Here is a 13620-nt window from a genome sequence, read left to right as displayed (position 1 = left end):
AGCTTTATTTTGAGGGTTACCGTCTGCATTCAACATCTCCTCCGGCCTGCTTAAATTATAGCACGGCCGGAGAGAAAAACCAAGCCGCCATTCATCCCCCGGTTGAAAATCGGGGGCATTCTGGCGAGTTTTTGTAAAGGGCCTCCCGGGCCATCTTTCGGACAGTTTCAAGGTCGCGTTTTGCCTGCTTTATCCTAGTGAAGGGGAGGCGGTAATGCGCGCGTACTAGCCGTCGCCGGGCCGTCAGCTGGCCTTGTCCCGCAGCATGAGGACGCTCAGCGTGCGCAAAATGATGCGCAGGTCCACCAGGGGCGAGGCGGTCTTGCCGTACATGAGGTCGTACCTGAGCTTGTCTTCCGGCGGCGTGCTGTAGCTCCCCTCCACCTGCGCCAGGCCCGTAATGCCCACCGGCAGGGAGTGGCGAAGGCCATACCCCGGTATTTCTTTCTCCAGCTTCTCCACGAAGAAGGGCCTCTCCGGGCGGGGCCCTACAAAGCTCATGTCCCCCTTAAGCACGTTCCACAGCTGGGGCAGCTCGTCGAGGCGCGTGGCCCGCAGGATGCGGCCTACCCTGGTCAGGCGGGGGTCATCAGTCGAGGCCAGGACCGGCCCCGTGTCCTTTTCCGCATCAGGTACCATGGTGCGCAGCTTTACAAGACGGAATATTTTCCCTCCCTGCCCTACCCTCTCCTGAAGGTAGAACACCGGGTCGCGAGGAGACTCCAGCTTGATGGCCAGGGCAGCCAGGAGCAAAACGGGCAGGGCCGGCACGAGGAGCAAAAGGGCCAGGGCGATGTCTAAAAGCCTCTTCCAACCGCCCACCGGTACCTCCTGAAAGGAAGAAATGCGGAACACGGGAATACCGTTTAGCTGCTCCGCGGAGGAAAAGGCCAAAAAAATATCATCTACCCCGGGGATTAAAAAAACGGAAATACCCCTGCCCATGGCCTCCGCCATCATGCGGTTTCTTTTTTCCCGCGGTATGGAGGAACAGAAAATGATGCCCTTGGGGTTTAGCCTTTCCAGCGTTTCCGGCAGTTCTCCGTATGAGCCCTCACCTAGAATACCCACCACCCGGAAGAGCGCGGACCCGTGGGCCTCCAGCTGCCGGGTGCGCTCTGTGGCCTCCTCAAGAGGGCCCACAACCAGCAGGGTTAGGGGCCCCTGCACATATAGAGACCACGCCCACGCTAAACGGCGCCAGGCGGCAAGAAAAACTAGCTGTGCTGCGGCCGCCAGGAAAAAGGTGGAGCGGGGGAAGGCGTAGGTTTGCAGCAGGTAGGAAAGGGAGAGACCCGCCAGCAAAAGAAGCCCGACAACGCAAACCAGGGAAGAAAATATTTCCGCCCACCGCCTGCGCCGGCCAGAAAAGAGGTCGTATGCCTGGAGGAGCAAAAGCGCGATAATCGTTAGCCAGGGCGCTGCCTTCAGATAAGCCTGCCAGTTCTCCGCCGGCAGCCTGCCGCCGAAACGGATCAGGAATGCCACCAGGTAACCGGCGTGGATGCAGGCGAGATCACCCAGTACCTTGCCCACCTTTGTCCAGCGCACTGCGTTCCCACTCCGCCTTAACCGGGTCCTCCTGGCTGGCTTTCTTCGACATAAAAGTTAGATTTTCCTGCCTTCCACCGCACCTTCCCTCAGATACTCCACGGTGCGCAAAAGGCCTTCCTCCAGGCCCACCTGCGGCTGCCAGCCCAACTCCCGCGCCGCCTTTTCTGCATCTAGATAAATCCTCCGCAGCTCACCCGCCCGCTCCGGCCTATGCACCGCCGCGCCTTCGTAGCCGGTAGCCCTTTTCAGCAACTGGAAAAGCTCATTCACCGATGTGCCCCGGCCCGTGCCGATGTTGTAGGCAAAATCGTCGATGCTCCCGGCAAAAGCGAGACCCGCCTTATTCAGCAGCTTTTCCGTGGCCAAGATATTGGCACGCACCACATCCTCTATATAAACGTAATCCCGCAGCTGCTCCCCGTTGCCGTAGATGGTGGGGGTCTCCCCCCTGAGCATTTTTCGCCCAAAGATGGCCACCACCCCGGCCTCACCGTGGGGGTCCTGCCGGGGCCCGTACACGTTGCCGTAGCGCAGGGCGACATAGGGCAGGCCGTGCACGCGGGCAAAATAAAAAAGGTAGTACTCCGCGGCCAGCTTGCTCACCCCGTAGGGCGAAAGCGGCCCTTTGGGGTGGGTTTCTTTCACCGGAAGCTCGTCCGGCTCGCCGTACACCACTCCGCCGGAGGAAGCAAATACAACCCCTCTCACGCCAAAGCGCAGGCAGTTTGCGAGGAGGTTTAGCAGCCCCTGGATGTTCACCCGAGCATCTTCCTCCGGGCTGGCCACAGAGCGGCGCACGTCAATCTGGGCGGCATGATGGTTCACAAACTCTATTTTTTCTTCCCGGAAAATCCTTTCCAGATCCGGCGAGCAGATGTCCAGCCGGTAAAACCGGCAGGCAGGACTGAGGTTTTCTTCCTTGCCGCTGCTTAAGTCATCAACTACCACCACCTCGTGCCCCTGCGCTATTAAAGCGTCCACCACATGGGAGCCAATAAATCCGGCCCCGCCGGTTACCAACACGCGCAACCTAATAAACCTCCCCCAGGCAAAAATAAAGCCTCTTTATTTTAAATATTGCTTCCAATCCTTGTAAGTCCTTTCGCTACGCCTGCTAACCGCACCTACAAGAATTAGTTTTTCAGCGTCAAATGTTTGGTAGAGGATGCGCAGATCTCCGACGCGCAATCGGTAATAGTTCTTTTCCAGACAAATGCATCCCGGGGGTCGGGGGTTTTCAGCCAAGTGCTCTAAGGCACATTGGACCTTCTCACGTTCCTTGGGAGAGAGCCTTGCGTAGTCATGACGGAAGCGGTTAGCGTTCTTCGGCTTAACGCTATACATCCTTCTGCTCATCGATTTCCCGCATAGTCTCAAACACGTCTTTACCTTCAGGGTTGTCGGTGGGCTGCTCGAAGATCTCGCGGGCAAGCCTCATATCCTGCACAAGCTCATAAGCTTCCAACAGTTCTCTGTAAGCCTCTGTGCTCAGCAGCACCCCTTCCACTTCATTGTTTTTAAGTATCAAAAGGGGCTTCTCCTTGCACTTGGCCAGGTATTTCCCCGGCGACCTGGACAGCGCGGTTGCGCTTACCAGGCTATCGAGGTCGAATTGCAGCATGAACTGCACCTCCCTTAGGGGTATTATACGCAAAACAATACGTAAAATCAATGCAAGTATAGGAAAGCAGAAGGTGATATTCCTAGGAGAGGTACCGGTTGTAGATGGCCTCCATCTCCGCGAGGACTTTGTCCAGGGAGTATTCTTTTATCTTCTCCCGGCCTGCGGCTCCAAGGCTTAAGCGCAAGCTCTCATCTCGTGCCAGCACCTCAAGATACCCAGCCAGCCCCTCTACATCCCCCAGCCCCACCAGGAAGCCAGTCCTACCGTGTTCCACCAGGTCACGGTTTCCCCTCACATTGCTCGCCACCACCGGCTTGCCTGCGGCCATGGCCTCCATGATGGCCCGCGGTAGGCCTTCATGCTTTGAGGTGAGAACCACAATGTCACTTTCCGTAAGGATCCGGGGTACATCGCGGCGGTAGCCGAGGAAATGCACGCGGGGTATTTTCTTTCTCTCCACCTCCTTTTTCAGGGCCGGCAGGAGCTTGCCCGCCCCCACCAAAAGGAGGCAGCACTCCGGACACCTAACCGCAAGATTTTCCCATGCATTAAGAAGCATTAAATGGTTCTTACGCGGGATCATTTCCGCCACGCACGTGACCACTACGTCGGCACTCGAAAGGCCGAGGCTTTCCCGTAAGCATTCCTCCGCCGCTTCAAGGGGCGAGTACTGCTTCAGGTCTACCCCCACTCCGTGCACGTAAAAAAGGTTCCTTTCCGGCGCAAAGCCGAGCCGGCGGGCATTGTCAAAATCTTCCTCGTTTATGACGATGAGCCCGTCCGTCCAAGGGGAAGCCAGTTTTTCAGCCGTGTAGTAAATCAACCAGTTGCGCAAAGGGGCGCCTTTATAAAAATGAAAGCCGTGGGCGGTGTAGAGGACCGGCCCTTGCCCTGTGGCTTTGGCAAGCCACCTCCCCCAGAAAGCCGCCACCGGCGTGTGCACGTGGATGAGGGCAAAGCGGTGGCTTTCAAGCAGGCGCTTCAATGCCCATGCGGCCCTGAAATTTTGCAGGCTGTACGGCGAGCGGGCAAAAGGGACGTCCCAGCATTTCACGCCGGCAGCTTCTATTTCTTCTTTTCCTCCCTCAGCGGGAGAGGCTGCCGCGTGTATCTCGTACCCCTTATCCCGCAAAAGCCGCATGAAAGGAATGTGAAAGGCGGCCAGGTGGGTGTAAACGGTGGCGAGGAAGAGGATTTTGCTCAAGGTGCCTTTCGGCTCCTTTTCCCTAAAACTCCCAGGAGAAATCCTCCACCCCTCCTACGCGCACCAGGTACTCGCGCATCACCTCGCAAATATGCGCTAACGCCTCCGACGTTTTCCCTTCGCAGCGGGCCACCAGCACGGGCTGGGTGTTGGAGGCCCGCACCAGCCCCCAGCCTTCCGCAAAGAGCACCCGGGCGCCGTCCACGTCCACCACTTCATACTCCTCTTTAAAAGCCTCCACCAACCTTGCCACCACGGAAAACTTGACTTCATCGGGGCAGGGGATGCGGGTTTCGGCAGTGGAGTAGTACCGCGGTATGTCCGCCATGAGCTCTGACAGCGTTAGCTCCGCGCGGGACAAAATGCGCAGGAGCCTCCCGGTAGCGTAAAAGGCATCATCAAAGCCGTAATACTCGTCGGCAAAAAACATGTGCCCGGACATTTCGCCGGTAAAGACCGCCCCCAGCTCCCTCATCTTGGCTTTGATGAGCGAATGGCCGGTTTTGTAAAAAACGGGCCTGCCCCCCAGGCGCCTGATTTCCTCCACCAGGGCCTGGGAGCACTTAACCTCCACAATGGCCGGGGCCCCCGGGTGCCTGGGCAGGATCTCCCGCCAGAAAAGGCACATTAGCCGGTCCCCCCAGACCACTTCCCCCTTTTCGTCCACCACCCCCAGGCGGTCGGCGTCCCCGTCGTAGCCTACCCCCAGGTCGCAGCCTTCCTCCAGCACAATGCGGCGCAGGTCCTGCAGGTTAGCCGTTTTCACCGGGTCGGGCTGGTGGTGGGGAAAAGTGCCGTCGGGCTCGCAGTACAGGGGTATTACCCGGCATCCCCATCCCTCCAGGATGCGGGGGGCAAAGATCCCGGCCGTGCCGTTGCCGCAGTCAACGGCTACCTTTAAAGGACGGGGTCCCAGGCGTATTTTTTCCTTGAGCATTTTCAGGTAAGGGCTCACCGCGTCCGCTTCCTCCACGGACCCGCGACCCAGTGCAAAAGACCCCCCTTCCATGAGCCGCCGCAAGCGCTGTATCTCTTCCCCGTGAATGGTTCCCGCCCCCAGGGCCAGCTTAAAGCCGTTTTCCTCCGGCGGGTTGTGGCTGCCCGTAATCATTACGCCCCCGTCAATGCCCCAGTGCTCGCGAGCAAAGTAAAGGATGGGAGTAACCACCAAGCCCAGGTCCAGGACCCGGCAGCCGGCTGCCACCAGGCCGCGCACCAGGTCATCCCGCAAGCGCAGAGAGCTTGTGCGGTTGTCCCGCCCCACCAGGACCTCTTTTGCGCCTCGTTCCCGCACCATGGTACCGAAAGCCCGCCCCAGCGCTTCCACCACTTCTGGCGTCAGGTCCCGCTCGGCAACGCCCCTGATATCGTACTGGCGGAAGATGTAGGGATTGACGTCAAGCATAGGCTATCATAACACCTCGCTGAACCCGGCGGCGCGAAGTTCCGCCAGGAGCCGTTTGATTTCCTGGGCGCGCTCCTTGTGGCAGACCAGCAGGCTGTCCCCGGCATCGGCAATGATGAGGTTCTCCACCCCCAGGGTGGCCACCACCTTGTGGGGGGCGTAAACCAGCGTGTTCCTCGTATCCATGAGCACGCCGCGGCCTTCCAGGACGTTGCCCCGGCCGTCGTTTTCCCGGTAGCCTTCCAGAGCCGGCCAGGAGCCCACGTCGTCCCAGCCAAAATCCCCGGGCAGGACCAAAACATTGGCTGCCCGCTCCATGATGCCGTAGTCTACGGAAATGTCGGGCAACTGGGGGTAGACGGCCTCCATGGCAGCCGGCAGCTGGCCATCATGAACTCCGGCCAGCTGACGCAAACCCTCGTGAAGCTCAGGTAGAAACTGGGCAATCAGTTGCCTAATTAGGTCAATGCGCCAGATAAACATGCCGCTGTTCCAGAGGTACTCTCCGGTAGCTAAAAACTCCCGGGCTTGCTTTAGGTTCGGCTTTTCGGTGAAACGCAGGGCGCGGTAGGCGGGGACGCCCATAAAAACGTTGTGCAGCTCGCCCCGGCGGATGTAGCCGTAGCCGGTTTCCGGTCGGGTGGGGGTGATGCCGATGGTAACCGCCCACTGCCCGTCCCGCGCGGCGGCAATGGCCGCCCGGAGAACCGCCTGAAAGCGGGCCACGTCGGCTATGTAGTGGTCGGCCGGCAGGACCACCATCACGTCGCCGGGGCATTGCCGGGTCAAAAGCTCTGCCGCCAGGCCCACGGCAGCGGCGGTGTTGCGGCTCACGGGCTCGGCAATGATGTTTTCCTCCGGGACCTGGGGTACCTGGGATTTGGTCAGCTCCAGGTAAGCCCGCCCGGTGATGATAAAGGTACGCTGCGAATCCACCAAACCGGCAAGCCTGTCCACGGTGTGCTGCAGCATGGTGCGGTTTCCCACCAGCGCCAGGAACTGCTTGGGCCTTGCTTTGCGGGAAAGAGGCCAGAACCGTTCACCGGAGCCACCAGCCAGGATGACCACGAAAACATTCTTTTCTCGCACGTTTCCTCACCAACCACTCTAGAATTCAAAAGGCCTGAGACTTTTAAGCAGACCCTAGTAACGGCGCAGCGCAGCCCGTAGCAGCAGGCTGGCTCCATGCCGCCGGTGCACTCCAGGCCATACGGACGATGGTTTAACGCCAGAACGTGCGCGGCGGCCAGGTCAATGATCATAAATCCAGAACTCCTTTGGCAAATTGCTCCGCGGTTACAATAGCGATGCCCTCAAAGGACTTCAGGCCTAACAGGTGCTTATCGCCCGTAACCACCCAGGAAGCCCTACCGCATACCGCGCACTCTAAAACCACATTATCCTGAAGGTCTTCGGTTACTGCTGTTATCTTTTCCTCCGGGTGCACCATTACTACCCAGGGTAATGAAAGAAGACTTTCAAGTACTTGTAGCCGCTTTTCTACCGGGCCAAGAACAGCAAATTTGGCTCTTGTCGGGACATTGATATACTCTTTCACCAGCTCAGGGCTTACCACAGGCTCAAACCTCTTGAGAATCCAGGCATCAAGCACCCTGGCAGGGTAGCTTCTTCTGCTGAGCATCCCGGAAACCAAAACGCTGGTATCTACTACCGCCCGCACCTGCGCACTTCCTCTACCTCAGCTAAAACGTGCTCTTCAGTGAGACCCGCGTTTTCACCCCGCTGACGCATCTCGTCCAATATGGCCTTAAGTTCCCATTGTTTGGCCTTTTCGGCAAGCTTCTTTAGTTCCTCAAAGTAATGGTAGCCTATAAGAACACCCCTGGGTTTCGAACGCGAGGAAATAATCATGACCTCGCCCTTTTCAGCCCGGTCCACGTATTCCCCCAGCCTTAGCCTCAATTGTTCCATCCCCACAACCCTTTCCATGAGCTCCACCTCTAAGTCTACCTAAGCATTAACCTTACCCTTTACCTCAAGGATAACCCTTTTTGCCACGGGTGTAAAGAAGCAAAAAACCAACTCCGCGCCGTTTTAAAATGTGCACGTGCAGGTCAATCATCCCCGTACCCCTCCGGATGCCGCCGGTGCCACCCCCTGGCCGATCTTTACCAGCGCGCAAAAGAAAACGCCGGCAGCTCTATGCCTGCCGGTTCCGCCCGCTTCCCGTGCTCGCTCAATTGCTCTTCCGCACCACCTCGTTAAGGGCCTGCATAAATTCATCAAGCGTTTTCGCTTTTACCGCCCTGCGGTGCAGCACTTTTAACGTCTCAATACCCCTTATGGCGCGCAACTCTTCCACTAGGCCTTTCGGGCAACGGCCTATATTCTCCTCCAGAACATCTATTATGGCATCCTGCAGCCCCTGCTGTATTCCTTGCTGTATACCTTGCTGAATTCCTTGCTGTATACCTTGCTGTATACCTTGCTGTACCCCCTGATTAATCCACTTTTCCCGAATACCGTCAAACAGCGGGGAAGTCTCCATCTTGCTCACCTCAATCACTTTCAAAATCACTTCCCTGGTAAACTTGAGCGACGAAAATACCGGCAGCCCAAGATACAAGTCCGCCTGCCATTCAACTGGAGCTTCCGCAATCCGTTTTACGCAACGGGCTAGTATCTCCTCGGGAGAAATTTCATGCTGCATTAACGGCACCAGCGGTATAACCCCCACCGGAGCATGATGCAACAATTGTGCCCCAGGCAGCTCTGCCAGGTTGATCGTTCGAAAGTTAAACGTTACCACAGTAAGATCCAGGCAGTCAAAAGAGTACCTCTCCTCCTGAAACCGGCCCGTAAGGTTAAGCAACACCGGGTAGACCGGCTTTTTGAACTCCCGGTGCTGCATCGCCGTGTACTCCAGCAACCGCCGGGGCATTTCCCGGTCGACTCTGGCCTGTACCTCAAGGAGCATCAAATACTCATAGCCATTTTCCGTAACTTTAAACAGTATATCCGATTCCCGTTCCACGGCCACTGCTTCTTTCTCTACACGCTCAACCTTTTCCACCGGCACCCCGCGCACCAGTTGCACGAAGTGGGCCGGATACCGCTCCGCCAGTGCTTTAATAACCAGGTCAAACTCCCGCGCCATGCCAAACCTCAACCCTCTGCCGGTTCTGGCTTTAGTCTACACCATACCCCACCGTTTTTCAACAAGTAGCTTGGAGCTAAGGCAATATGTGTTCCCCAATAGGGTCCCTACGGCCACAATACCATACTTCAGGCCGGCCAGGGTAAAAGCAATTACTAAGAGCCCGGAATAAAGACTTCCTGGGGTTAAAAACAGCACCCCCGGTAGCATGACCGCCAGCATGGATGCCGCCAGCCGGGCCGTTCCTTCCGGCAGACCAGGGGCCACCAGCCACACGATTTGCCGCGCTAAGGGCAATCCCACCAGCACCACCGCCAGCAGGATCGCGCTCAGCAAAGTGGAGAAAACGGCAAAAAGCCGCCAGGCCTCCTCTTTTTTGCCCGCCGCAGCGTAGGAGGCAAAGAGAGGCACGACCATCACGGTCAGCGCCCCGCCCAGGATGGCAAAAACCACGTTGGGTACGGTGTACGCCACCAGGTAGGCATCGGTGGCCGCGCTGGCCCCGAAAACCCAGGCCAGGGCCATTTCCCGCACAAAGCCCAGCACCTTGGAAAGCAGGGTAAACCCGGCAATCACCGCTGTAGCCCGGGCAATGGTTTGGGTGGTGCTCACCTTGAACCTCCGGGGAGCCGGATACGTACTTTGTCCTGATCTACCGCAGCCTCAGTGCTAAGATTAACTTCGAGTGTGTAATCCTCATTAAATACTTCGCCCCCTATGTACTCAAAATCCTTTCAACTTAATCCTTTCAACTTAATCCTTTCAACTTATCTCCTTCCATAGATCTTTTGAACAGTGTAAGCAATTAACAGTCTTTGCAAATTTTCCAGGAGCACCCTTCAACGAGGATTAAGCCATAGTTTAATACCGTGCACCCCGGCAATAACGCAGACTTTAATGAGGCTATACAAACATTGCCCCGTACTTCAGCCAATGACGTTAACACTAACATCTAATGTTTTAACTCCTTTCCAAGAAAACCAAGTAACTCCCTCCTGAACTAGATCCCACCTAAGAATGTACGTGCCAGGCTTATCGGGCATTTTAACCTGAGCCGACAAAGTTACTTCTTGCCCTGGAGCAACATCCGCAGGTATCTCGGTGCGCAATCCATCCCAAACAACGACGTTGCCCGAGCTGTTAAGCCAGTGATAGCTTAATTTTACAGGTTTTTCGCCCAATGCAGGCCAGGCAAAACCTCCCGTGTTAGCTATAGTTAGATTAACCTGGTAAACATATCCCGCAACTGCACTAGTAGGAGTATTGTGCGATTTCCACTCAACTTCATACATTGGAACAGAAACTGCTACTTCCTTAACCGCAGCCCCCTGCCAGCCAAACCACGTTACGCCTTCATGGACCATATCCCAAACAAGCCTGTAATTTCCAGCACTTTCCGGCGCCTTTACTGTCGCCAGAAGAGTAACTTGCTGACCGGGCGCGACATCGGAAGGAAGTGCAGTACGAAGGCCATCCCATGTTACAACCCGGCCACCAGCATCCTTCCAATGGTAACTCAATTGAACGGGATTATCTCCTCCTGCTGCCCACGTAACCCCTCCTTCGTTTGAAACCGTAACAGTCACCTGGTATAAGTTCTTCGCCGTCATTTTGACCGGAGTATCCTCCGATATCCAGCGCACTCCATAAGGCTGTAGAATCTCTACAGGAACAGATAGCACAGGAGACCCCTTCCAGCTGAACCAGGTAACCCCCTCACGAACCAGATCCCACTCCAGGAAATAGCTTCCTGGGGAGCTAGGAGTTTTTAGCAAAGCCGTAAGGGTTATTTGTTCACCTGGCAAAACATCTTTGGGTAGCTTCGTGCGCAGACCATCCCAGATTACAACTCGGTTGCTCGAAGCATCGCGCCAGTGATAAGAAAGCCTCACCGGATTGGATCCACCCTTCGGCCAAACAAGCGAACCATCATTAACCAGGGTTACAGTTGCTTGATACTGAGCACCAGTAGCCGCTCTCTGAGGCACCGTCACTGTACCCCACTTGACAAGATCATCGGTCACCGTAACCGCTGCGTCTTTGGTTGGTACACCTTTACTACTAAACCAGGTTACTCCTTCATGAACCATATCCCACTTAAGAACGTACTTCCCTATCTTACTGGGAGCCTGCACCGTTGCGGTTAAGCTTATCTCCTGACCTGGAGCAACATCAGTCGGTAAGTTAGTGCGAAGCCCGTCAAAGATGATGGTGTTCCCTGCTGCATCCACCCAGTGGTAGCTCAACCTAAAGGGGTTGCTCCCTCCGGCTACCCATGTCTGGGCACCAGTATTTACTACCTTTATATTGACCGTATACAATTTACCGGTAGCCATAACTTCCGGCACACTCGCAGTACCCCAACTCAAGTCATACGATCTTTTCACTGTTACACTAACATCTCTTGGCGCTGCTCCCGCCCAGCTGAACCACGTCACACCCTCACGAACCAGGTCCCAGCGCAGGACGTAGGTCCCAGGTTGGCTGGGAGTTTTAAGTAAAGCGTTTACGTTGACCGTCTCGTCAGGAGCAACGTCCCGGGGTAACTCAGTCCTTAACCCATCCCAGACCACCGGTCTCCCCTGCGAGTCGAGCCAGTGATAACTCACTCTTACCGGGTTGCTCCCCCTGGACATCCAGGTTATTCCGCCTGTGTTAGTAATGGTTAGGGGAACCGCGATTATAGTTTCAGTCCCTATTTCGGTAGGCGTTGAGTCAGGGCCCCAGCTTAGGTCGTACTCTGGGACGAATATTCCTACATTTCTCGTAGGTGCGCCGCTACTGCTGAACCATGTTACGCCTTCCTGAACCATATCCCACTGCAGCAAATAGTTCCCGGGCTGGATAGGTGCCTGGAATTGCGCCGCAATGGTTATCTGCTGACCAGGAGATATATCTCCGGGAAGGGAAGTGCGAAGGCCGTCCCAAACAACGGTGTTACCTTTAGAGTCTACTACGTGATAGCTCAGCCGGAAAGGATTACCTCCACCCGCAATCCATTTATAACTACCCGCATTAGCTATCGTTACCGACACCGTGTAAGCTTTGCCAGCAGTTGCTTTCTGGGGAGTTCCATCGGATATCCAGATAATATCATGGCTGCGAACCGCGACATCGGCCACGATGCCCGTGCTGGAGCCGGCGATATTGCTAAGGGCCACGTTGGAAGGTGAACCGTCAAATCGAGCGCTGGAGGGCATTGTGAATGGCCCAAACTCCGTTTTATTTAAAGAACCAGGGAAAGGATCGCTGGCATCCCCAAGGTTTGCAGCAGGGTCGCTGGGCGACTTTAGCAAGTTAAACTGACCGTCGGCCTCTATGAGAACGAGACCATGGTGGGGTGGAAGGTCGCTGTTTACCACATTCCGCTGCCAATATGTGCTGTCCGGTCTCATAATACTGCCATCCACGTGCCAGACTAAAAGTCCTGAGCCCGGTAGGTAAGTACCGTAACTGATCTTTTGCCGATTTTCTACCAAGAAGTAATCGTCCGCTTCTTGACCTCTGGGCAAAAGTTTCGTTACCACTGGTGCTTGCTCTATTGGAGGAAAGTTAAAGTCCAAAATGCCTGTCTTTGGGACATTAGGATTCACCCATCCAAGAAATACCTTCGAAAAAGCGTCAAGTTCTGCCGGACACGAGCCATCGAAATATCCGTTCTTAAGGGGACCTAACCAGCTGCCAAAATCCATCAGAGACCAAGCACCTACACCCTGAGTTTTATAAGAGGTATCATAAAGGTCGGGTAAGCCAAGAATATGACCGAATTCGTGAGCTACCACGCCCACAGTTGTCGGCGCGTACCCACTACTAGAGTTCGGATCTGGTATTCCCAATTCTGGTACAATGATATATTCATTTATTGTCGCCGGTCCCTGAGAGGTGTTTACAGTTACTGCATAAGGCCCTAATCCCCATTTATGCGACCAAAGATCATTGGGGTTACCAGTAATCTCCGCACCCGGACCAGCGTGGATGATAATCAGATAGGGTATTCTCCCGTCAGGACTACGGTAGGGCGACCAGTCAAATCCCCGGCTGTTCAGTATATTGACCACATCGCGTACCAGACCTTGGGAGTTCTGAGGATATGCACCCATTCCATAGCTATTATTTGCATAATAGGTGATTGGCTGAGGCAACCGAATATAAACCCCAGGCAAGCCAAGGTCGCCGCCGCCAATCACTCGACCCTCCAGGCGAAACTGGCCATACGAATTGGCCAAGTAGTAATCCCGCAATGTACCCTGATGGCTCCCGAACAAAAGGTCTTCAAAATAGGTTTTAGGCGTGCCACCAGGCTTATCGCTAAAATCGACCAAGACTGCCAGCACTTTTGCCTGCGCAATTACTGGGGCCAGCGCCAAAGGACTTTCTTGCCCAGAAGTGGCATGAGGAGGTTCGCCCCGCTTGACCCGGGAAGGAACATTTATTTTGGCTTCCCGCATAGCCTTTTCTACGCGAGCAAGTTCCCACAGTCTGTTTTCCTTTTTGAGCTTTTCTAAGAGTTTCGGATGAGGTGGTGCATTACTTGGCCCCGTAAAAACTCCTTCGTCCGCTGGCGACACAAGCCCCTGCAAAGGCGTGCCTGCCCAGGCCTGAGCATAACCGTTAGGAAGGCAATAGAACACAAAGCCTAAGATAAAAATCACTAGGGTTATTGAGGTCAACCTTTGAAGCCAGCGGGTAGGTAGCACAGGTATTGCTCCCCCCTT

At 55.5% G+C, this 13620-nt stretch carries 12 protein-coding genes; all 12 read right to left on the bottom strand.

The window, feature by feature from the left end; all coding sequences use genetic code 11:
• Positions 1 to 243 precede the first annotated feature (243 nt).
• The 12 genes from G454_RS0108775 to G454_RS20895 all read right to left on the bottom strand — a co-directional run bounded on the left by G454_RS0108775 (position 244) and on the right by G454_RS20895 (position 13557).
• Complete coding sequence (locus tag G454_RS0108775; protein WP_027718329.1) at positions 244 to 1551, bottom strand: exopolysaccharide biosynthesis polyprenyl glycosylphosphotransferase; 1308 nt, start codon at positions 1549 to 1551, stop codon at positions 244 to 246.
• A gap of 57 nt (positions 1552 to 1608) precedes the next feature.
• Positions 1609 to 2577: an SDR family oxidoreductase gene (locus G454_RS0108770; RefSeq protein WP_245574359.1), complete on the bottom strand. Its 969-nt coding sequence runs from the start codon at positions 2575 to 2577 to the stop codon at positions 1609 to 1611.
• 42 nt (positions 2578 to 2619) lie between these two features.
• On the bottom strand, positions 2620 to 2898 hold the full coding sequence (locus G454_RS22885; RefSeq protein ID WP_169719334.1) for a type II toxin-antitoxin system RelE family toxin: 279 nt from the start codon (positions 2896 to 2898) through the stop codon (positions 2620 to 2622).
• Positions 2891 to 3175 (bottom strand): type II toxin-antitoxin system Phd/YefM family antitoxin, encoded by a 285-nt coding sequence (locus G454_RS0108765; RefSeq protein WP_027718327.1) that lies wholly within the window; start codon positions 3173 to 3175, stop codon positions 2891 to 2893. The genes G454_RS22885 and G454_RS0108765 overlap by 8 nt, the downstream gene beginning before the upstream one ends.
• Positions 3176 to 3257: 82 nt before the next feature.
• The gene (locus tag G454_RS0108760; RefSeq protein ID WP_027718326.1) at positions 3258 to 4382 is read right to left on the bottom strand and encodes a glycosyltransferase family 4 protein; all 1125 of its coding nucleotides are present in this window, start codon (positions 4380 to 4382) and stop codon (positions 3258 to 3260) included.
• A gap of 22 nt (positions 4383 to 4404) precedes the next feature.
• Positions 4405 to 5787, bottom strand: coding sequence for a phosphomannomutase/phosphoglucomutase (locus G454_RS0108755; RefSeq protein WP_027718325.1), 1383 nt, complete (start codon positions 5785 to 5787; stop codon positions 4405 to 4407).
• Between the two features lie 6 nt (positions 5788 to 5793).
• Positions 5794 to 6876 carry a mannose-1-phosphate guanylyltransferase gene (locus G454_RS0108750; RefSeq protein ID WP_027718324.1) on the bottom strand — a complete coding sequence of 361 codons (1083 nt, stop codon included), beginning with the start codon at positions 6874 to 6876 and terminating at the stop codon, positions 5794 to 5796.
• Between the two features lie 169 nt (positions 6877 to 7045).
• Positions 7046 to 7468 carry a putative toxin-antitoxin system toxin component, PIN family gene (locus G454_RS0108745; RefSeq protein WP_027718323.1) on the bottom strand — a complete coding sequence of 141 codons (423 nt, stop codon included), beginning with the start codon at positions 7466 to 7468 and terminating at the stop codon, positions 7046 to 7048.
• A complete protein-coding gene (locus G454_RS0108740; RefSeq protein ID WP_027718322.1) occupies positions 7456 to 7737 on the bottom strand; it encodes a type II toxin-antitoxin system prevent-host-death family antitoxin in 282 nt (93 codons plus the stop codon). The genes G454_RS0108745 and G454_RS0108740 overlap by 13 nt, the downstream gene beginning before the upstream one ends.
• Positions 7738 to 7984: 247 nt before the next feature.
• Positions 7985 to 8905, bottom strand: a complete 921-nt coding sequence (locus G454_RS0108730; protein WP_027718321.1) for an RpnC/YadD family protein — start codon at positions 8903 to 8905, stop codon at positions 7985 to 7987.
• 36 nt (positions 8906 to 8941) lie between these two features.
• On the bottom strand, positions 8942 to 9517 hold the full coding sequence (locus G454_RS0108725; protein WP_027718320.1) for a lipid II flippase MurJ: 576 nt from the start codon (positions 9515 to 9517) through the stop codon (positions 8942 to 8944).
• A gap of 314 nt (positions 9518 to 9831) precedes the next feature.
• The gene (locus G454_RS20895) at positions 9832 to 13557 is read right to left on the bottom strand and encodes a M6 family metalloprotease domain-containing protein (RefSeq protein ID WP_156896715.1); all 3726 of its coding nucleotides are present in this window, start codon (positions 13555 to 13557) and stop codon (positions 9832 to 9834) included.
• Between the last annotated feature and the right edge of the window lie 63 nt (positions 13558 to 13620).

Origin of the sequence: Desulfovirgula thermocuniculi DSM 16036, from assembly GCF_000429345.1 — a bacterium.
GTDB lineage: Bacteria > Bacillota > Desulfotomaculia > Desulfotomaculales > Desulfovirgulaceae > Desulfovirgula > Desulfovirgula thermocuniculi.
Note: the sequence above shows the minus strand (reverse complement) of the source record. Positions and strands in the feature narration are given on the sequence as shown.